Annotated in this window: 18 protein-coding genes and 1 tRNA gene; 8 read left to right on the top strand and 11 right to left on the bottom strand. The window is 64.1% G+C overall.

The genetic code is table 11. From position 1 onward, the window contains the following. Nucleotides 1-91: 91 nt before the first annotated feature. The 5 genes from ISM_RS02965 to ISM_RS02985 all read left to right on the top strand — a co-directional run bounded on the left by ISM_RS02965 (nt 92) and on the right by ISM_RS02985 (nt 5,931). The gene (locus tag ISM_RS02965) at nt 92-1,375 is read left to right on the top strand and encodes a TRAP transporter large permease (protein ID WP_009812624.1); all 1,284 of its coding nucleotides are present in this window, start codon (nt 92-94) and stop codon (nt 1,373-1,375) included. Nucleotides 1,376-1,407: 32 nt separating this feature from the next. Next, nucleotides 1,408-2,388 carry a TRAP transporter substrate-binding protein gene (locus tag ISM_RS02970; protein WP_009812625.1) on the top strand — a complete coding sequence of 327 codons (981 nt, stop codon included), beginning with the start codon at nt 1,408-1,410 and terminating at the stop codon, nt 2,386-2,388. A gap of 25 nt (nt 2,389-2,413) precedes the next feature. After that, nucleotides 2,414-2,947, top strand: a complete 534-nt coding sequence (locus tag ISM_RS02975; protein WP_009812626.1) for a TRAP transporter small permease — start codon at nt 2,414-2,416, stop codon at nt 2,945-2,947. An 87-nt stretch (nt 2,948-3,034) separates the two neighbouring features. After that, a complete protein-coding gene (locus ISM_RS02980; protein ID WP_009812627.1) occupies nt 3,035-4,513 on the top strand; it encodes an N-acyl-D-amino-acid deacylase family protein in 1,479 nt (492 codons plus the stop codon). Further along, the gene (locus tag ISM_RS02985) at nt 4,510-5,931 is read left to right on the top strand and encodes an amidohydrolase family protein (protein ID WP_009812628.1); all 1,422 of its coding nucleotides are present in this window, start codon (nt 4,510-4,512) and stop codon (nt 5,929-5,931) included. Before ISM_RS02980 ends, ISM_RS02985 begins: the two co-directional genes overlap by 4 nt. Before the next feature lie 121 nt (nt 5,932-6,052). Here the strand turns inward: ISM_RS02985 and ISM_RS02990 are convergent, their stop codons facing one another. The 11 genes from ISM_RS02990 to ISM_RS03040 form a co-directional block, all read right to left on the bottom strand. Continuing rightward, nucleotides 6,053-7,474 (bottom strand): AMP-binding protein, encoded by a 1,422-nt coding sequence (locus ISM_RS02990; protein ID WP_009812629.1) that lies wholly within the window; start codon nt 7,472-7,474, stop codon nt 6,053-6,055. Further along, nucleotides 7,467-8,312 carry a hypothetical protein gene (locus tag ISM_RS02995; protein WP_009812630.1) on the bottom strand — a complete coding sequence of 282 codons (846 nt, stop codon included), beginning with the start codon at nt 8,310-8,312 and terminating at the stop codon, nt 7,467-7,469. Before ISM_RS02995 ends, ISM_RS02990 begins: the two co-directional genes overlap by 8 nt. Beyond that, on the bottom strand, nt 8,309-9,640 hold the full coding sequence (locus ISM_RS03000) for a hypothetical protein (RefSeq protein ID WP_156783298.1): 1,332 nt from the start codon (nt 9,638-9,640) through the stop codon (nt 8,309-8,311). Before ISM_RS03000 ends, ISM_RS02995 begins: the two co-directional genes overlap by 4 nt. Next, a complete protein-coding gene (locus tag ISM_RS03005; protein WP_009812632.1) occupies nt 9,637-10,737 on the bottom strand; it encodes a BtaA family protein in 1,101 nt (366 codons plus the stop codon). Before ISM_RS03005 ends, ISM_RS03000 begins: the two co-directional genes overlap by 4 nt. Further along, nucleotides 10,724-13,186, bottom strand: a complete 2,463-nt coding sequence (locus ISM_RS03010; protein ID WP_009812633.1) for a PEP/pyruvate-binding domain-containing protein — start codon at nt 13,184-13,186, stop codon at nt 10,724-10,726. Before ISM_RS03010 ends, ISM_RS03005 begins: the two co-directional genes overlap by 14 nt. Then, nucleotides 13,186-14,094 (bottom strand): UbiA family prenyltransferase, encoded by a 909-nt coding sequence (locus tag ISM_RS03015; RefSeq protein ID WP_009812634.1) that lies wholly within the window; start codon nt 14,092-14,094, stop codon nt 13,186-13,188. The genes ISM_RS03010 and ISM_RS03015 overlap by 1 nt, the downstream gene beginning before the upstream one ends. Next, entirely contained in the window at nt 14,091-15,278 is a 1,188-nt protein-coding gene (locus ISM_RS03020) for a hydroxymethylglutaryl-CoA reductase (protein ID WP_254655639.1), read from the bottom strand. Before ISM_RS03020 ends, ISM_RS03015 begins: the two co-directional genes overlap by 4 nt. Before the next feature lie 605 nt (nt 15,279-15,883). Next, nucleotides 15,884-15,960 (bottom strand) — tRNA-Arg (locus tag ISM_RS03025). 70 nt (nt 15,961-16,030) lie between these two features. Then, nucleotides 16,031-17,422, bottom strand: a complete 1,392-nt coding sequence (locus ISM_RS03030) for an ATP-binding protein (protein ID WP_009812636.1) — start codon at nt 17,420-17,422, stop codon at nt 16,031-16,033. A 46-nt stretch (nt 17,423-17,468) separates the two neighbouring features. After that, complete coding sequence (locus tag ISM_RS03035; protein ID WP_009812637.1) at nt 17,469-18,887, bottom strand: dihydrolipoyl dehydrogenase family protein; 1,419 nt, start codon at nt 18,885-18,887, stop codon at nt 17,469-17,471. 1 nt (nt 18,888) lies between these two features. Beyond that, the gene (locus tag ISM_RS03040; RefSeq protein WP_009812638.1) at nt 18,889-19,638 is read right to left on the bottom strand and encodes a TVP38/TMEM64 family protein; all 750 of its coding nucleotides are present in this window, start codon (nt 19,636-19,638) and stop codon (nt 18,889-18,891) included. 327 nt (nt 19,639-19,965) lie between these two features. Between ISM_RS03040 and rpmH the strand changes: the two genes are divergently transcribed. From rpmH to yidD, 3 genes are read left to right on the top strand one after another with little or no spacing between them, the layout of a single operon-like run. Further along, nucleotides 19,966-20,100 carry a 50S ribosomal protein L34 gene (gene rpmH / locus ISM_RS03045; RefSeq protein WP_005980833.1) on the top strand — a complete coding sequence of 45 codons (135 nt, stop codon included), beginning with the start codon at nt 19,966-19,968 and terminating at the stop codon, nt 20,098-20,100. Between the two features lie 28 nt (nt 20,101-20,128). After that, the gene (rnpA, locus tag ISM_RS03050) at nt 20,129-20,524 is read left to right on the top strand and encodes a ribonuclease P protein component (RefSeq protein WP_040617799.1); all 396 of its coding nucleotides are present in this window, start codon (nt 20,129-20,131) and stop codon (nt 20,522-20,524) included. 4 nt (nt 20,525-20,528) lie between these two features. Next, nucleotides 20,529-20,747, top strand: coding sequence for a membrane protein insertion efficiency factor YidD (yidD, locus tag ISM_RS03055; protein WP_009812640.1), 219 nt, complete (start codon nt 20,529-20,531; stop codon nt 20,745-20,747). Nucleotides 20,748-20,799 lie beyond the last annotated feature (52 nt).

A 20,799-nucleotide genomic window follows, 5' to 3' on the forward strand; every position in this document is an offset into this window, starting at 1 on the left:
ATATGCTATGGGACTACCAAAAGTTTTCTATTTTGTCATGCGCCACTTCCTCGCAGGCTCAAGCAACACTTTCCCAGGTCTGGATCCCGCCTTGCCCGTCTCCTTCATTCTCTTCGGCACCGCCGTCGCCCTCTTCGCCGGAACGGCCATCGCCTATCTGATCGGCGCCTCGGCGATCCTGACCTTCGTCGCCGTCGACAAGGCCCAGTTCATCGCCGTGCTGCCCCAGCGGCTCTTTAGCCAGCTCGACAGTTTCGCCTTCCTCGCCATGCCGCTTTTCATCTTTGCGGGCGATTTGATGAACCGGGGCGGTGTCGCCGCCGCGCTGATCGATTTCTGCATGTCGCTCTTCGGACGGCTCAAGGGCGGGCTCGGCCATGTGAACATCGCCACCTCGGTCTTTTTCGCAGGCGTCTCCGGCTCGGCCACGGCGGACGCGGCCGCGCTCGGCAATTCCCTCGTCCCCGAGATGGAGCGCCGCGGCTATACCCGCGAATATGCCGCCGCCATCACCGGCGCCTCCTCGATCATCGGGCCGATCATTCCGCCCTCGTCGATCATGATCTTCTACGGCGCGCTGATGGGCACCAATGTCACCGCACTCTTTGCCGCGGGCATCCTGCCGGGCCTCCTGCTGGCCGCGGTGCTGATGGCGATGAACGCCTATTTCGCCCATCGCGACGACCATCCCGGCGGCAAGGGCATGGACCTGCCGGCGCTCTGGCCGTCCTTCCGCCGCGCCGTGCCGGCGATGCTGCTGCCGGTGATCATCCTCGGCGGCACGCTCTTTGGCATCATGACCCCGGCCGAGGCCGCCGCCGTTGCGGTGCTGGCGGCGCTGCTGATCGGCATTGGCTATGGTCAGCTCAAATGGGCCGACATCCGCGAGAGCCTGGTGCGCACCGGCGTGATGCTCGGCGGCGTGTTCATCCTGCTCTGCGCGATCTCGACCTTTTCCTATATCGCCGCACTCCTGCAATGGCCGCAGGCCATTCAGGCCGTGGTCGAACGCTGGGGCCTTGGCCCGCTCGGCTATCTGATGCTGATCAACGTGATCTTTCTCGGCGCCGGCATGGCGATGGACGTCAAGGCCGCCGTCGCGCTCTTTGCGCCGATCTTCGTGCCCGCCGCGCTGCTCATGGGGATCGACCCGGTGCATCTCGGCATCGTGATCTGTTTCAACATCACCGCCGGGCTGCTGTCGCCCCCCTTGGGCGCGGTGCTGCTGATCCTGTCGACCGTGGTCAACATGGATTACTGGCGGCTGATCCGCGCCACCTTGCCGTTCTTCTTCGTCGAAGTCCTGATCCTCATCGTCCTGACTTTCGTCCCCGAAATATCCCTCGCACTGCCACGCGCGCTGGGATTGCGCTGACCCCGAACCAACAGAGAGAGAAAGAGAAAAAAATGAAACTGCTCAACACTTTGACCGCCATCGGGCTGACCATGATGACCGTCGCCCCGCTGCAGGCCGCAGAGATCAAGATCGCGATGAACTCCGTCGACGATCCCACGGTAAGCGGCGAGGCCGCCTTTGCCCAAGGCTTTGCCGCCGCTCTTGAAGGCACCGATTTCACCGTTGAAATGTACCCGTCCAACACGCTGGGCAAGGAAAAGGAACGGCTCGATCAGGTCGCCCAAGGCCTGCTCGAGGTCAATCTCGCGGCGGCCTCCACCGTCTATTCCATGTCGCCGCTGCTCAAGGGCGTGATCCTGCCCTTCTATTTCGCCTCGGATGCCGAAATGGATGCGACCATCGAGGCCGGCAAGCTGATGGATGAGTTCAACAAGCCGCTGGTGGAAAGTGGCATCCGCCTCGTCGGGCTCAACTACATCGGCACGGCCATGGGCATCCACAACTCCAAAATGCCGATCAGCACGATGGACCAGATGGCAGAGCTGCGCTTTCGCGCGCTGAACCCCGAACAGATCAAGCTGCAAGAGGCCATCGGCAGCAGCGGCACCGTCATCGCCTGGGCCGAGGTCGCCAACGCGATCCAGACCGGCGTCGCCGACGGCTATTTCAACCCGCCCAGCTCGGCCATCCGCAACGGGCACACCTCCTTCCTGAAATACTACACCCCCGCAGATCTCTGGCCGTCGTCGCGCGCCATCGTGATCTCTGAGGATTGGTATCAGACCCTCTCGGACGAGGAAAAAACCCAGATCGACGCCGCCGTTGACGCGGGCCTCGCCGCCAACCGCGACTGGGTGGCCGAATGGTCGACCTCGGTCACCGAGAAACAGGTCGAGCTGGGCGTGACCATCACCCCGCTGGCCGAAGGCGAACGCGACAAGATCATCGCCGTCGCGAAACCGCTCTGGTCCGAGACCCTGACCGCCGAACAGCTTGCCCTCTGGGATCAGGCCAAAGCCGCGGCCCAGTAAGCCGCTCACGAAAAGGACGCGCGCCATGACAGGCAAGATACAAACCACAGTTCTGCGCATCAGCGGGGCGATCGACGTGGTGGCCAGCATCATCACCTCCTTCGCGATCATCGTCTTGGTCGCTGCGGTGCTGTTGCAGGTCGTGGCGCGCTATATCTTCCAACAGCCCCCGCCCTATACCGAAGAGCTCGCACGCTATGCGATGATCTGGGCGGGGCTGATCGGCGCCAGCATGGCGTTCAAACGCCGCTTTGACCCGGCCTTGATGAACGGCGTGAAAAACGGCCCGCCCTGGATGCAGGTCGCGGCCGAGATCATCCGCTCGGCGGTGGTCCTGACCTATCTCGTGCCGATCCTGATCTATTGCTTCTACGGCCCCGGCCTCAACCCGGCGCGCAGCTTTCTGCTCCGCCACAGCAAGACCATGGCCGAGGCGCTGCCCATCACAACCGTCTGGGTCGCCATCGCCGTGCCGCTGATGATCCTGATCATCCTCGTGCATCTTCTGGCCCGCTGGTGCGGCGACGGCTGGGACACGCGCCGCGCCGCACCCGACTGACCTGCCCCGACTGACCTGCCCAGACTGACCGGCCCAGACTGACCCGGCTGACCCGACCACCATCACGTGACCCAAAGGACCTGTCCCATGCAGGCTGATCTGATCCTCCACGGCGCCGAGATCATCGACGGCACCGGCGCCCCGCGCTACGCCGCCGATCTCGCCGTGTGCGATGACCGCATCACCGCCATCGGCGATCTGTCGCGCTGGCAGGCCGGGCGGCGGATCGACGGCAGCGGGCTCATCCTCGCGCCGGGGTTTATCGATCCGCATGTGCATCACGATGCCGCCGTCCTGACCGATCCCGACATGCCCTTCATGGTCAGCCAAGGGGTCACCACGATCATCAACGGCAATTGCGGCTTTTCCATCGCCCCGATCACCGCCGAGACCGCCCTGCCGGTGCAGCTTCGGATGATCATCGGCGACGCCCTGCCGCGTTTTGCCCGCTACCGTGACTATCACGACCGGCTGATCCAAGACCCTCCGGCGGTCAACACGGCCTGCCTCATCGGCCATTCCACGCTCCGCGCCAACGCCATGGCCGATCTCGATCAGCCCGCCTCGCCCAGCCAACTCTCCGCCATGGCGCAGCAACTCGAATCCGCGCTGGCCGACGGCGCCATCGGCCTCTCCACCGGCACCTTCTACGCCCCCTCCCGCGCCGCGCCTCTGGCCGAGCTGACCGCGCTCGCCCGCATCGCCGCCGCCGAGGGCAAGCTCTACGTCACCCATATGCGCGACGAAGGCGACCGCGTCATCGAGGCGCTGGAAGAGACCTTTGCCGTCGGCCGCGACGCCTGCTGCGACGTGCATGTCTCGCATCACAAATGCGCAGGCCTGGCCAATCACGGGCTCTCGACCCGCACCTTGCAGATGATAGAGGACTTTGCCGCCACGCACCGCGTCGGGCTCGACACCACGCCCTGGATCGCCTCCTCCACCGTCCTGAACTCGGGCCGCCACCGGCAGGCCACCCGCGTCATCGTCGCCGAGAGCGAGCCCTACCCCGACATGGCCGGGCGCGACCTCGCCGACATCGCCGAAGGCTGGGGCTGCGATCTCGACGCGGCGGTCGACCGGCTGATGCCCGCCACGGCGATCTTCTTCATCATGGATGAGGCCGACGTCCAACGCATCCTGAGCTATCGCCAGACGATGATCTGCTCCGACGGCATTTCCGGCGGCAGCCACCCCCACCCACGGGTCTGGGGCACTTTTCCCCGCGTTCTCGGCCACTATGCCCGCGACCTCGGGCTCTTCTCCCTCGAAGAGGCGGTGCAACGCATGACCTCCCTGCCCGCCGACCGCTTTGGCCTCGGCGGACGCGGACGCATCAGCATCGGCGGCTTTGCCGATCTGGTGCTGTTCGACGCGGCCACGATCCGCGAAGGCGCAACATTTGAAACCCCCATTCGACCCGCCGAAGGCATCAGACATGTCTTCGTCAATGGCCGCGAGGTGTGGGCCGAGGGCCGTTCCACGGGCCAACGCCCCGGCACGGCGCTGGTCAAGACCGCCCCCGGCCGGGTCGTCTCAGTATCGGACAGAAGGAAAGACCAATGAGCTACGATGTGATCCTCAGAGGCGGCCATGTGGTCGACCCCGCCAACGGGCTGGATGAAATCACCGATATCGCCTTCAAGGACGGCAAGATCGCGGCCCTCGGCGCGGACATCACCGGCCCCGCCAGCCGCGAAGAGGACGCAACCGGCCTGCATGTGCTGCCCGGGCTGATCGACGCCCATGTCCATGTCTCGGGCTGGATGGGCGGCGCGGCGGGGCACAATATGCTGGCGCTGGCGGGCGTGACCACCGCGCTCGACATGGCCGGACCGATCGAGAGCGTGATGGACATCGCCGCCGCGACCGGCACCGGGCTGACGCTGGCCTGCGTTGACTACGTCCGCCCCGGCCACACGGTGAGCACCACCAATCCCCAGATGGACGAGCTGACCGAGGCGTTGGCCAAGGCCCGCCGCGCCGGTGCCGTCGGCCTCAAGGTTCTGGGCGGGCATTTCCCGCTCACCCCCGAGGCCTCGGCCCGGGTGATCGAGCTTTGCGGCCGCGAAGGCGCCCATGTCGCCTTTCACGCCGGCACGCTGGAGACACCGCAGAACCTGCGCGGTCTGGCCGAGGCTTGCGAGCTTGCCGCCGGCAACCCGCTCCACATGCCCCATGTCAATTCCTACGCCCGTGGCTTTGAAGGCCCGCCGCTTCTCGAGGCGCAACAGGCCGCCGACATGCTGCTCGACTATCCCAACATCTGGTCCGAGAGCTATCTCGCCCCGATCAACGGCAATTCCGCGAAATGTTCCAACGGCATCCCCGAAAGCGTCGCGACCCAGCGCAATCTCACGGCCGGTGGCTTTGCCGCCAACCGTGAAGGCCTCGCCGAGGCGATCCTCGCCGGCTGGGCGCATATCCACGTCTCGCGCGATGGGCTGACCCGCCTCGAAACCGGGCCCGAGGCGCTCGCGGCATGGCAAGAGGCCGAGACCAACATCGGCATGAGCTTCTACGTCAACCCGTCCGAGACCACGATCCCGCTCGCCATGCTGAAACGCCCCGACGGCAGCTTTGCCATCGACGCGCTCGCCACCGACGGCGGCGGCTTGCCCCGCAACGACCTTTGCGAGCGCGGGCTGGCGCTGGTCCATCTGAACGCGCTGACCCTGGCGCAATTCGTCCAGAAAACCTCCATCGCCCCGGCCCGGATGATGGGGCTCGGCACCCGCAAAGGCCATCTCGCCCCCGGCGCCGATGCCGATGTCACCGTGATCGATCTCGACGCCCGCCGCCCGGTGATGAGCTTCGGCTCCGGCAAGCCCATCCTCATGCGCGGCGAGGTCGTGGGCTCGGGCACCACGATGATCGTCCCCCCCGAAGGGCTCGACGCCGCCACCTCCCGCGGCCTCACCCCCCTCATCGCCGCCCCCGGCAGCTTCCACCCCACCCGCCACCCCGCCCCGAGCGCGGACTAAGCGACACGCGCCACGCCCAGCCGCAACCGGCTGGGCGTGTTCGCCATCTGACATTTTCTCAAAAAACTCAATGACTTCAAAAGCGCACCGCAGGTGACGCCTCCCGCAAAACCTCTGCCACTCACGAGCCCAAGAATTGCAAGAGCTTTGCCCGATCGACCTTCGATCTGTGGCGCTTGTCCATAGGGATTTTCTTCAGATAGAGCACGTCGGACACGCCAAAACCCTGCGCCAAGTGACGCCACTCGCTCAGTTGGCCCTCGTCACCTTCAATGCACAAGACAGGGCGTTCGTCGAGGCAGATGAGTGCGCTCTGCTGCACCCCTGACCACTGCCGTGCGGCGACTTCGACCGCGAAGGGAAACATGCGCCCCCCCGGCGTTTTCACATCACTCCCCAACCGACCCCAGAGCCACAACCGCCCCTGCGCGTCCAGCCGCCCCGCGTCGCCCGTGCGATGCCAGATCGTGCCGCCCTCTTTGATCTTGTTCTCCTCGCAATGCGCCGGATCGAGATAGCCATCATTGACATGATCCCCCGCCACCTGAACTTCATCGTCCCGAATGCGGAGTTTGATCTGAGAAACCGGCCGCCCAACCAGAAGCCCCTTGCCCGCAGCCATATCCCGCAGGTCACGATCCGTGATGTCGCGCGCCTCTAGATGGGCAATCGGTTCGGCTTCGGTCGAGCCATAGACACAGACCACCTCAAGACCCGGCTTGCCGAGAAGCCTCTCAATGAGATCCGGAAAGACCGGCCCGCCGCCGGTGAAAACCCTGTGCACCGGCCCAATACCCTCGCAACGCGCCAGCGTCTCGCACAAGGACGGCGGGATCAAAAGCCGCGTCACCTGCTGCTGCGCTATCCAACCCGCGAGTTTCTCGGGCGAGAGCCGATCCAGCTTGTTCATCTTCCAATTGGGCAAAACAGTCGTGCGTCCCGCCGCCAGATTGATCAGGGTAAACACCGGAAACGCAACCAGATCCCGCTCGGCCAGATCGCTCTCGAGAACCGGCGCGATGGCGTCATGCTGCGCCATGAGAAATGCATGACTGCGCGGAATGGCTTTGGCCTGACCTGTGGTGCCAGACGTAAAGGAAATGAGCGCCGTATCCGCGTCCTGCACCAAGGCGATCGGCTCATCGCCCGGGGCGCCGCCGGGAAGCAAGAGCCGCAGCCGCATGAGCTCTGGCACCACGAACCCCAGAAGCGCGAACAGCCCCGCCGCGCAAAAGGCCTTGGGTCGGGTCGTTCTCGCAGCATGACGCAACCCTGCGAGACCCATCGCGGGTTCCGGCAAGACCACCGTCGCCCCCAGAGACCACAAACCCGCCAGACTTGCGTAGAGATCGGCGTTGACCGGCATCGCCAGCAAGACGCGATCGCCATGGGCAATCCCTTTGCGCCGCCATTTCCTGGCAAACTGCTGCGCCCGTATCTGCAACTCACGATAGGTAATCTCGCGGCCATCGCCGCCAATGATCGCTGTCCGCTGCGGGTGCCGTTCAACCGCCGCGGCAAACTGGTCCAGCAGATTAGCCATCCAGACGCAGCCCCAACAATTCATACCGCCGAAACACTGTGGCCCCTTCGGCAACGCTGCGCTCGGCGGATTGGTTGTCATCATGGATCAGTGCGTGAATGGCCGTCTCAAACCCGAGCTGCAGCGCGGATTTGTGAAAATGACTGGCCAAATGGCGCCCCGCGCCTCGCTCTAGACTGGCATAGGTCTTCAGGATGGCGGCAGAGGGGTTTGGCCCTTCCGCATAGTTGGGAATGCCAAACAGGAACCCCGCCAGGGATCCATCCGGGCGACGGGCAAAAAAGATAAGCTCGCGCTTCAGCATCGGCACCACAGGCATATACATCGCCAGAAAATCGCTCTCGGAAATCGGCTTGTAAAAGGCGTTTCGGGAAAAGGCTTCGACCGAAAGCGCATAAACCTGCCGGAACAGCGCTTCGGGGTTGCGCCCGTCCCAGGCCTCGATTTCGAACGCCTCACTTGCGGCCGGGGACGCCTGCGCCGTTTGTGCCAAGGCGACCCGCGCCGAGAAATACTTGCTGATGACCGAAAACCCTGCCGCGCGAAACAGCTCGGCCTCATGCGGCTTGTGCGTCGGCTCCATCAGAAAGGCGGCAGACCCGTCGCTCTCGGACACGACCCGATAGCTGTGCCAAGTATCCCCGGACATCGGCCCGATGACCCGATCCCCCCCGGCATCCCGGATGTGCTCAATCGCCCTTCGCAGAACCTCTCGTCCCGCCTCTGGCGTCTCGCAGGAGAAATCGCCAAGCGTCGCGCTCGGCGCGCCCTCCCACTCGGGCCCCTCCAGATAAACAGTCAGCTTGGCCCCCTCGGTCCGAATGATATGCGTCGTCATGAGATACCTCCACCGACGATCCCGACGCCGACCTCCCCCAGAAAGGACCAGACGTAAAAGCTCAGCGGCGGCATCAGCGCTAATAGCCCGAGCTTCGCCACACGATTGGTTCGAAACATCTGCGAAAACACCGACGGCACAACGGCCATGATCGCGAGCGAAACAAGCGACAGCGCGGTCAAAGGCTCGGCCCAGTTCGAAAAGTCAGAGTTCTGCGACACGGCCCAGCTCCGGATGAGGAACAAAAGCGTGGCAGCCAGAGGAATCGCAACCGTCAAGGCCCGCCGCGCCACCGCGATGAACCCCATGGCCAACCCCATGGCGCTGAGCCCGAAAAAGCCGACCCCATCCAACCCCGTCGCATGCCCCGCCGCAAGCCAGCCAAACCCCAAGAGCCCCAAGGCCGCAACGACATCGAGCTCGGGGAATTTGCTGTCACACGGCGACGCAGTCCGCGCCCAACCATGCGCCGCAAGCACCATGATCGGCAGAAGCGTGTTCTGAAACTTCGCCGCCGCCAATAGCAAGAACACCGCCACGACATAGACCCGCGTCGTGTGTTTGCTCAGGTTGACTAGGCTCCCCACCACGCCGAAACTGGCCAGAGAGACTAGGAACAAAAGAGCCAATATCGCCAGTTCCGCCACGGAGCTGTCATAATGCACCCTCAGAAAAATCAGCAGGCCAAGCGGCAGGAACAGGTTGTCAAACCCGCGCCAGCTCTGCGCTTCGACCAATGTGCCGAACGCCGCAACCATCAGGCACAACATCAAGATGTTGAGCGGCGGCAAGCTCGACAAGAACAAGAAGCAGATGATCGCAACCAGCAGTGTGATGACAAAAAACACCACCGAGCCTTCGAGGCTCTTTTCGCCATCCTCCACCACATAGCGCTTGGTGCCATAGGCTGTCCCGGCCAGCGCGGCGGCGGCATCGGCCAATGTCAAAACGGCGATCGGCAGCACGTAGAACAGGGTGTTTTCACCGGCCACGAGAAAGCAGATCCCGACGGAAAGCGCCAATAGGAAATCCCCGTAGGACCTGCGCTCCACACTGTGAAGCGTGGCCCCCAGTCCCTGCGAAAACCGGGGCAGACGCAGGATCAGCATGACGACCATCGTCACCCCGATCAGCATGTAAACCGGCCAGCCCTGCGGAAAAATCCACGGCAGAGCCAGCGTAAAAAGCCCGGTCCCCACATGCATCAGCTTGCGCTGCACCTCTGCGTTCAGGCCGATCTGTCGCGCCACGCGCCGAACCACGGCCATCAATCCCAACAGTGCCGCGACACAGGCCAAGGCCAGCAGGATCGGGGGCGCTACGCTCACGCACGCACCTCTTCGACGACAAAATCTGAATAGAAAAACGCCATATCGCGCGCCTTCAGCTGATCCTCGATCCTATCAAGCGTTTCGACCGCACCGCTATAGGCTTTGGGCACCCGGCGTGGTGCCATCATGTTCCAATAGACCAGACGGGCCTTGGGCGCGGCCGCCGACAGAACCGATCCATAGACCGCTTCAAACGTCTCGGGCGACATATATTCAAAGATATCAGACAGGTTGAACCCGTTGGCTTTTTCGCCGGTCGAGACAAAAGCCTCCAACGATCCCGGCCGGATATCGAGACGATCGAGCCGGGCGCGGATCGTGTCAAAATGCTCGGCCCGCCACGCCATCGGCAAGGCCGCGCCATGCGTGCCCTTCAAAATCCAGTGCAGATAGGGGTTTTGCGACGGGTCGGTCGCAACCCCTGCATGGCGAATGCGTCGGGCCACATGCTGGGCGGGGCTGCCCTCGACATGATCGAAAAACGCCTTGTCACGCCCCATGCGTCCCATCACGAACCGCGAAAAGAACATATTGAGCAAGAGCCGCCATCGGAACGTGTTGAACCGCGTCTCAAAGAAGGCTTCGCGCGCCTCGGGTGTGCGCGGGGTAAAGACCTCATCAATCCTGCGCCGGGAATGCACCAAGGGCAAAAGCCACGTGCGAAAGATGCGAAAATACCGCTCGAACTTGCCGATGCCACCGATCCCATGACGGCTCACCTCGGGAAGGAGACCCGTCCAAAAGGCATGCGTCTCTGCGTCAACGCCTTGCAACGCCCGCGCCAGCAACTCCGCGCGCCGCTTGCTCGGCCGCGATCCGGTCAGCTCCAGAAACTCGGAATGTGTCAGGGCTCGATAGGCCCCGATCCTGAGCCTCAAACAGGCGATCTGTGCCGGCGACAGATCAACCACCACCACTTTCGCCGGATCAAGCGTCAGCATGGCGAGCGCATTATCCCCCGCCGAACAGATCGACACCAGCGTGCCCCCGGCGCAATCGCCCAACGCCTCGGTCAGAACATCGGCATCTTCCCACAGCTGGGCATAGCGGATGTGATCGAAATCAGCCTTGCCTTCGATTTCACTCCTCCCCATCGCACCGCTCCACCTTGCCGCTTGCCCCGTCCACCGACAGGGTCTCGCCATCCTTGATCCATTGGGTCGCCCCTTTCAGGCCCACGACACAAGGAATACCCAACTCGCGCGCCACAATCGCCGAATGCGACAAAAGCGACCCGCGCTCCACGACGATGGCCGACGCATTCGAAAACACCGCGATCCAGCCCGGATCGGTGTGACGCGCCACGAGGATATCCCCCGGCTGCAGCGCCTCTGTCCGCGGATCACGGATCACCCGCGCCTTTGCGGTCACCTGCCCCGCCGAACAGCCGGTGCCGGTTTTCACCCGCTCCGGATCCTCCTCGGCCCCCTCGGCCTCGGCCCAGACCGGCGCAATGGCGGGGCCGCGGATCTCTATCCGCTCTGGCGGGTCCGGACGTCGGGCGGCAGCCGCATCTTCGCCCTGACGCTGTGCGACGATAGCCCTGAGATCGGGCGACAGGCTGAACCCTTCGACCGCCCCCAAGACCTCGGAGGTCGTCAGGTGAAACACGTCACGGGGCTGGGCCAGCAACCCCCGCGCGGCAAATTCGCGGCCGATGCCTAGAAACACGCGTCTGGCATGGCCAAAGATACGGGTGCGTTCAAAGCGCAGGTTTTCGCGGTCCCGCACCCGCGCCTTGGCCCATCCAACGATCCATTTGGCGAGCTGCCGTTTCAACGGATTGCCGGGGAAGAGCGCCCTCCAGTCCGGGTCGCTCCCCGCATGCCGCGGGCCTTCGGGACGGGCGGCGCTGGCGGCCACAGCCATCAGCAGGCTGCTGGGATCATCGCGCAACGGGATGCTTTCGAGCTTGAGCTCCTCGGTGCACCGATCCCCGAACTTCTCCAAATAGGATCGGATTTCCGCCGCGATCTCAGGATAGGGCGCAAGGGTCTCTACCCGGCACTCCGCGCCGAGCTGATCCGCAATCCCGGCCTCGCGCACCAAACGCGCCATATGGGCAATCCGCTGCGCCGGCTCGGCCGAGACGATATCCCCCTGGCCGATCATGACATCATTATGGAGCAGCGCCCCCCTCTCGCCCAACCACCTCTGCAGCAGGTTGCGCGAGGCCCCAAACGCGATCATGCACAGGAAATCATTGACCAATGGCGCGTCCCAGCGATCCAAGAGCGTGCTTTCGATATGGCGATACTCGGCCGCGAGTTCGGTCGCATTGGCCGCCTCGATGTCGAAATCGCGCTCCAGAACCCCGTTCAGCCGCGCATAGAAATTGCGCCGGGTCCGCGGCAACCGCACCGCCTGCCAGATCAATCCGCCCGCCACCGCAACCAGCTTGCCATATTCCAAAACCTTGCGCGCGCCTGTGGCCGGAGCAGGCCCAATTGCCTCGGTAATCTCGCGCGGCATAGGCTCGGACACGCCCATCATCGTTTCCATATAATCGCGGTTGAGCGAAAACCCCGGCAAGAGCGCCAGCGCCCGATACCAATTGACCAGATTGTAATAGACGCGCCCATCCACGCGTCCGAGAAGATTGTCAAAGATCGCCGCGTTCGCCGCGACCGTTTTATCTGACACCCCCAGAAGCCGCACAAAGGCGCGATAGACCCGCGCATAGACATGCAGGGCAAAGGAATAGGTCAGCGGGCTGACCATGCCCGGATAGCTTTCGACGATGTTGGAATTGTCAAAGATAGTGAGCGCCTGATCCGGCAGCGGCTCGGGTCGCAGCTCGGTGGTGATGGGACGTGCCTGCAGGATGTGCAGCCCCTCCGCATCGAAGGCCCATTCGATGTCTTGCGGCGCGCCAAACGCCTCTTCCGCCCGCCGCGCCAGCATAGCGATCTGTTGCGCCTGATCCGCCGTCAAAACCCGTGGCGATACTTGCCCAGATTTGGCCGCGCCAGAGGGATCGACGGTCCAATCCTCGCCGTCCACCTCCCCCGCCACCAAGGCATCCCCCAAACCTTCGACCGCAGACACAACAACCCGGTTGCGCTGTCCCGACACCGGATCCGCCGAAAAGGCCACACCGGCGGCCGTTGCCGCGATCATCCGCTGCACGATGATCGCCGGGGCTTCGGCCTCGCCCCCGGATTTGACCGCTCGATAGGTGGCGACTGTGTCCGCAAACCCCGATTGCCAGACCTGCTTTGCCGCCTGCAACACCTTGCTGCCCGCGACATTCAGCACCGTATCGAACTGCCCCGCATGGCTGTGCTCGGCACCATCTTCGGCCCGGCCGGAACTGCGCACTGCATAGGGCCCCGGACCCAGCGCCTCGAGCGCCGCAGCAAGCGCCTCGCGCAGCCCCGAGGCCGCGATCGGCCCCGCCTTGCCCGCCCGAAACGCGGCATCGCTGATGACAAAGAACGCCGGCGGATTGAACCCGTGACGCGCCAGCTCTGCCAGCGCCGCGGCTTTGCCGCCCACCACGCTGGGATCAACCGCCTCGGCTTGTGGAACGATCACTCTCATCAGAAACCTCCGACCAAAAAGGGGAGAAACCCAGCGGTGGCATAGCAAAAGAACACCCAAAGCCCCGCGACGGTATCCATCCTCTCCTGGGCCTTGGGGCTCGGCGCCCGCATATAGCTGCGCGCCGCAAGACCACAGGGCAGAACCGCCGCGACCCCAACCCCAAGGGTCAGCCAACCCACGCCCGTCGCAAATCCCGTGGCTACCAGAAACACCAAAGACAGCGCCACACAGCCGAGCCAGAGCGTCGCGGCGCGGCGATGCCCCCAGAGGCCTGAATAGCTGTCGACCCCGTCGATCTCATTCTCTGGCGACCAAAGCTTGCGCCCGATCTCAAGCACACAGCCATTCACGAAGGACAGCGTCAGAAACAGCCACAGCTCTGCGGCGGCCCCTCCGGCGGGTCGCCACTCGATGCTGGTCAGCAACAGATCGATTAGCGGCATGATCGCCATATGGCTGACGAGATAGAGAACCGGCCGCGCCTTGAGCCACGCTGGCACCCCGAACTCCGCCGTCATCGCCGCGAGCCAAACCCACACCAGCAAGAGACACCACAGAACCGGGGGCGACCACGCCCAGGCAGCGGCCACAGCCAGCGGCAGGGTCAGCAACCCAAGCCCTAATACCTCCGCCGGCGACACCAGCCCCCGCGGAATCGGCCGCTCGGGGCGATAGCGCCGGTCGTCCTCGGCATCCTTGAACTCGTCGCACACGCGCATCTGGAAAAACAGTGCCATCGCCAACACGAAGCCCACCACAAAGGCAGGCCACTCCGGCAATGGCCGATCGGCAAGCCGGGCCGAGACACAGATACTCGCCGCAGAGAACACCAGCAAAAGCGGCACGGTCTTCTTCAGCGGAAAGCGTTCGGATTGATAGATCCACAGGCGCGCCAGCAAAGTCATCTGTGGCGGGCCAAGCTCTCATGGGCCCGGGTGAAATGCCCCGCAGCGATGGCCGCAACAATCGAAATCTCGCCGCAAAGACATAGCGCGGCAGCCACCTCGGCCAGGGCCGTCCCATGACCCGCGCCCTTCAGCCCGAGAATGTTCAACGCAGCACTCTGGCTCGGCAGGCCGGTGCCGCCGCCCACCGATCCCACAAGGATATTCGGCAGCGTCACCGAGCAGAAAAGATCCTCGCCCCGGGGCTCCATCCGCGTCACCCCCACCGCGCTTTCCGCGACGCAGGCCGCGTCCTGCCCGGTCGCAATGTAGAACGCGGCCAACCCGTTGGCATAATGCGCCTGCGCCCCCAACTGACCCGAGAGATGCGCCCCGAGATTGGCCACCCGCCCATAGGCGAGCATGGCCTCCACGCTGGTGCCAAGCGTCTTTTCCACGACGCCCGCCGGCAGGGTGATCGAGGCGCTGACCTTGCGGCCCCGCCCCGTCACCATGGCCAGCGCCGAGGCCTTCTTATCGCCCGAGAAATTCCCCTCGATATACCAGCTCTCGATGGGCACGGGGCAGTCCTTGGCAATCGCCCGGCACAACGCATCGGTTGCGATGGTCACCATGTTCTGCCCCGCCGCGTCGCCGGTGGTGTAACGGCAAATCAGAAAGACGATATTCGTGTCGATGAACGGCTCGAGCGACACCAGCTTGCCATGCCGCGTCGTGGCCTCCGCCACCGCCTGCAGGGCCTCGACATTGCCGACCACCCAATCCACGAACTGACCCGCCTGCAGCAGGCTTTGAAACACAAAGGCCGGCGTCCGCAACACCCCTTCATATAGCACAGCCGTGCTGACCCCGCCTGCCCGTCCCGCGGCAAAGGCCCCGCGCGCATACGAGGCCACAAGCGCAGCCTCGGTCGTCGCCAACGGCACATAGAAATCGCCATTGGCGTTCATCCCGTTCAGGCGCAACGGCCCGACAAGGCCAACCGGCACTTTCACCGTTCCTATGAAATTCTCGATATTGGCGCTGTAGGTTTCAGACGCCGCGACCGTCGCCGGATCTGCGATCTCCGCTTGATCCGCCTCGCTCGCCTTGGGCTTCAGATGCTCCCAAAACCGCGCAACCGTCTTGCTGTCAGCCGTTCGAGACGGGCGCAAGGGCAAGAACCCCTCGCCTTTCGGGGACATCTGCTGAGGTGTGCGGTCAACATCATAGCGCGCTTTGATACGCCGCAGCATCTCCCGCACATGAAAGGGAATAATCAAGACGCAACTCCGCAAAACCACGATACACACCAACCGCAGATGAACGCCTGCGCTGGCTCCACTCTACCAAGACGACCTGCAATATCCAGCGAATACATCCGCTTGGCACCTGCCCCCGATTCCCCCCTTGCACTGACCCGCCCTTCTGACGGTCCTCCCGCGGACCACGTCGGGCACGCAAAAGATCAAGGCGCAGGAATTATCCCTAAATTTCAGTAATTTGAAAAGTTCAGAAGAACGCGCTTGTCCTTGGCGCGCTGACCAACGGACCGTTAAGGCAGTCCGCCCCCGTCAGCGACCGCCGAACCTGCCTCAAACTTAAGTGTCTGTGTCAGGGACCGCGCAAACCCCACAAGAGCGCCCAGCAACGCCCACACATTCCAAGCATAGGGCATGACACAAGAGCGTCGAGAAATGACAATTCGGGCCTGATCTCCGGCCTGATCTAAGAGGCTATTTGTGCAAACTGTGAGATATCGCCCGGACAGCGCCGCCACCTAAACTTCCAGAGTGTGGAAGGTTTATAGTGGCGGACCGAGGAGGATTCGAACCCCCGACCCCTTGATTCGTAGTCAAGTACTCTATCCAGCTGAGCTATCGGTCCGTAGGGCAGGCATCTACCGATAGTGGCCGGGCATTGCAAGGGGCGGCGGGCGAGAAATTTGGATTTTTTCTCAGACCGGCGCCAGCGCGCCTTTCGGCAGGGTGATGAGAAAAATCGTGCCCTCCGCATCGCTGCGTTCGAGCTCGAGCGTGCCGCCATGACCACGGATCAGCTCGGACGAGATCGACAGGCCAAGCCCGGTGCCGCCCTTGCGCGTGCCGCCCTGGAACGGCGTGAAGAGATGCGTGCGCGCCTTCTCCGGCAGGCCCGGCCCGGTGTCGCAGACCCGCAGGAACCACGCATGATCATCCTCCTGCGCCTCGATGCGCACCTCGCCCGCGATGCCCTCGGCGCTCATCGCCTGCCGGGCGTTGCGCACAAGGTTCGACAGCACCCGGTGCAGCTGTTCCGCATCGGCCCGCAACTCGAGCGTCGGCGGCACGATCTCGCGCAGCTCGATCGGCTCATCCGCGCCAAGCGCCAGCCGCTCGCCGAGCATCACATCCTCCACCAGATCCGCCAGCCGCAGCATGGTGAGCCGTGGCGCGGGCTCCTCCGCCTTGCCAAAGGCGAGGGTCGATTCACACAGATGCACCGCCCGCGTGATCGAATTCACCAGCTTCGGCGCCAGCCGCCGCACGGTCGGGTCCTCGCTCATCTCGATCCGGTCGGTAAAGAGCTGCGCCGAGGTCAGGATATTGCGCAGATCATGGCTCACCTTGGCCACCGCCCCGCCGAGCTGGGCCAGCCGCTCTTTCTGGCGCAGCGACTGGGTGAGCTGCACCTGCATCACCTGCAGCGTCTCTTCCGCCTCGCGCAGCTCGATCACCCCGGCCGAGGGCGTGATCACCCCGCGCACATCCTCGGGCGCCTGCGAATAGGTCTTCATGCTGCTGACCACCCGCTTGATCGGCTTCACGATGAACCGCCGCACCGCAAAGAAGAGCATCATCGCCGTGATCACCGAGATCACCGCCGACAGGATCAAAATCCGCAGCCCGTAATCGATCATCGCCATCCGCAGCTCGCCGGTGTCCATCGCCACCTCGATGAGCAGCCCCGCCATATGCAGAGGCTCGCCGATGACCCGGATCACCTCCGGCTCGGGCTTGGCCAGCCGCATGAGCGCATCGCGGATGAGAACCATCGCCGACGGGTCGCGCATGTCGAAAGTCTTGGAAATCGGCGCCGGCACCGGCGCGTCGAGGATCAGCTGCCGCGCCTCATTGCGGCGCAGCACGATGTTATAGACGCCCGCGTTCTGCAACAGCTCTTCCTGCAGATCCTCGTCAATCGCGTCATTGGCCAGTAGCGCCAGCGAGGCGATCTGCGACCGCTCCAGCCGCGACAGCAGGTAATCCTCGCGGAACCGCGCCACCGAGGGCACGAAGATCAGGATCTCGGCCAGCATCACAAAGATGGTGGTCAGGATCAAAAAGCGGCCAGACAAAGAGTTCAGCATGGGCATTCCGGGTGCGGGTCTCGCCCGCTCTTATACGCGGCCCCCCTCACGGCAGCCAGCGTTGAACCGCGCCAACCACCCGTTTGACCATCGCATTTTCGAACAGGCGGGGCGAGAAATACGCACCGGCCGCCCGCTTGTTGATCTCGCCAATCGTCGGATAGGGCGCGACCATATTGGCCACATGTTTCATCTTGAGCCCATTGGCGATGACCAGCGACCAGAGGCTGATCAGCTCTCCGGCCTGATGGCCCACGATCGAGGCACCCACCGGCCGCCCCTTGACCACCATCACCTTGATGAGCCCCGTCGTCTTGCGCTCGGCAATGGCGCGGTCATTGTGATGATACTCGAACCGCACCACCTCGAGCGCCGCGCCATGCGCCTCGCGCGCCGCCGCCTCGGTCAGGCCGACCTGCGCAATCTCGGGGTCGGTATAGGTCGCATAGGGGATGTGATCCGTCCGCGTCTTGGCCGGCAGACCAAACAGCGCCGAACGAATGACGATCCCCGCGTGATAGCCTGCCACATGGGTGAATTGCAGCCCGCCCGCCACATCGCCGATGGCATAGACCCGGCGATTGCTGGTCTTGAGGCTGGCATCGACCTTGATCCCCGCCTTGGCAGTCTCGATCCCGGCCTTGTCGAGGTCGAGCCGCTCGATATTCGCCTTGCGCCCCACCGCCATGAGCAGATGCGAGCCCTTGAACACCCTTCCATCCTTGGCCTCGATCTCAATCGCCCCGGCCTGCCCGCGCACCTCCTGGGCGAGCGCCTCTTCGGCGATCTCGATCCCCTCACCGCGCAGCCGGTCGAGGGCAATCGCCGCCAGCTCCGGGTCATCCTTGCCGAGCGCACGCGCGCCTTCGATCACCGTCACCCGCGATCCGAGCCGTCGATGCGCCTGCGCCATCTCCATGCCAATCGGCCCGCCGCCCACGATCAGCAGATGCTCGGGCTTCTCGCGCATCTCAAAGAGCGTCTCATTGGTCACGTAAGGCACGCTCTCAAGCCCCGGAATCGGCGGCACCAGGGGCAACGATCCGGTGGCGATGACGATGCGCCGGGCACGGATCACATGCTCGCCCGCCTGCACCTCATCACCCGAGAGAAACCGGCCATACGCGCGGATCACCTTGACGCCGAGCCCCTCGAACCGCTCCTGACTGTCGACCGGCGCGATCTGGGCGATCACATCGCTCACATGGCCCATCGCGGCGGCGTAATCGACCTGCGGCACCACATCCGCCACGCCATAGCGCGCTGCATGGGCCTGGGCCTGGGCCGCCTTGCCGCTGGCGATGAGCGCTTTCGAGGGCACACAGCCATAGTTGAGGCAATCGCCCCCCATCTTATGCCCTTCGAGCAGGATCACATCGGCGCCCATCTGCACCGCCCCCGCCGCCACCGACAGCCCGCCAGAGCCCGCACCAATGACCAGAAGATCCGTTTTCAACTGTGCCATGTCACTCACCTGCCTTGCGGCCGCGCAGGGCCTTGATCACGATGGGCAGCGCCGCCAGCGCGCTCAGCCCCAGAAGCGGCGCAAGGATCTGCGGCTCCCACAACAGGCTCAGATCCGGGCTCTCTCCGCGGTCGAACACCTCGCCCAGCCCGACCCCGATCCAGGTAAAGACCAGCGCCCCGGGAATGATCCCGAGCACCGTGGTCAGGGCGAAATTGCGAAACTTCACGCCGACCAGCGCAGGCAGCAGATTGGCCACGAAAAACGGCACCGCCGGCACCAGCCGCAAGAGGAACAGCACGCTGATCTCGTTTTCCTCAAGACCCTTGCGGAGCTTGGCCACCGTGCCCTCGCTCGCCGCCATCTTGGCGGTCAGCGCCTGACCAAGGCCAAGCCGCGCCGCCCAGAAGATCGCGCAGGCCCCGATCGAGGCCGCGACCACATTGAACAGCGTCCCCAGCACCAGACCAAAGAGAAACCCGCCAGTGACCGAGGCCACCGCCGCACCGGGCAGCGAAAACGCCACGATCACGATATAGAGCGCCACGAACCCGCCCGCGAGCAGCAGGAAATGATCATCGCGGAACGCCAAGAGCGCCTCGCGGTTGTCGCGCAGCGTGTCAAAGCTGAGATAATCGCGCAGGGTAAACGCGCCGAGCACCGCCACCCCAAAGATGAGCGCCAGAGGAATATGCCGGGTCCAGCCCCGCTTTTCCGCCGCTGCATCGACCTTCGTTGTCACCTTGTCCATGTCCCGTCTACCGCCTTTCAATGGCTTTGCCTCGTGCATTTACTACATGCGTGGAACCGGCCGCCGATGATAGGTGCCTCACGCGGGGTTGAACCGGGGTGATCCCCAGAGCGAGACGAAAGGCGAAAACAGGGGCAAAACACTGGTTTACTCACGCCCCTCTTAAAAATTTGTAACATCTCCCGGTCAAACTGCCATATTTTTGTTGCGAGCGCCCCGTCGGGGGTTTGACTTGCCGCAAGACCCCCTCTATAGACCGGGCTTCGAGTTACATGAGAGCGATCCGCGATTCCCGCGTGGTCCGCCACGATTATCGGAGACGGAGCGATGAAACGCACCTATCAACCCTCGAACCTGGTTCGCAAACGCCGCCACGGGTTCCGCGCACGCATGGCCACCAAAGCTGGCCGCAAGATCCTGAACGCACGTCGCGCCCGCGGCCGCAAGTCGCTCAGCGCATAATCTGACGCGACCGACAGGTTCTGACGACATGACACCGCCGGAGGCCCCCGACTGTAATGCGGGGAACACGCCCCCGGCGGTTTCGTCATGTCTGCGTGTCCTCCAGACCCGCAGCCAATTCCTCGCCGCCGCCCGCGCCACCCGTCAGGGCACCCGCTCGATGCTGGTGCAGGCGCGCAACCGCCGCGACGACGACCCCGCCATCGGCGTGGGCTTCACCTGCTCCAAAAAAGTCGGCAATGCGGTGGCCCGCAACCGGGCCAAGCGCCGCCTGCGCGAAGCCGCCCGCGCCGTGCTGCCCGATCTGGGTCGGCCGGGCTGGGATTACGTGCTCATCGGCAAGGCCGAGGACACCGCCGCCCGCCCCTTCGAGGCGCTCAAGGGCGATCTCGCCTTCGCGCTGTCGAAACTGCACCGGTCCTGATCCGATGAGCCCGCTCGCGCGTCTCGTCGCCCTGCCCGTCCGGGCCTATCGTCTGCTGTTTTCGCCCTGGGTCGGCCATGGCTGCCGCTACCACCCGACCTGCAGCGCCTATGCGCTCGAGGCTCTGGAAAAACATGGCGGTCTCAAAGGCGGTTGGCTCATGCTGCGGCGCATCGCGCGCTGTCACCCATGGGGCGGCTCGGGCATCGACAACGTGCCCTAACGGGCCATCACGCCCCCCAAAATCCACACTGTCGCTTTACCGTCGTAAGACC

Source organism: Roseovarius nubinhibens ISM (genome assembly GCF_000152625.1).
GTDB lineage: Bacteria > Pseudomonadota > Alphaproteobacteria > Rhodobacterales > Rhodobacteraceae > Roseovarius > Roseovarius nubinhibens.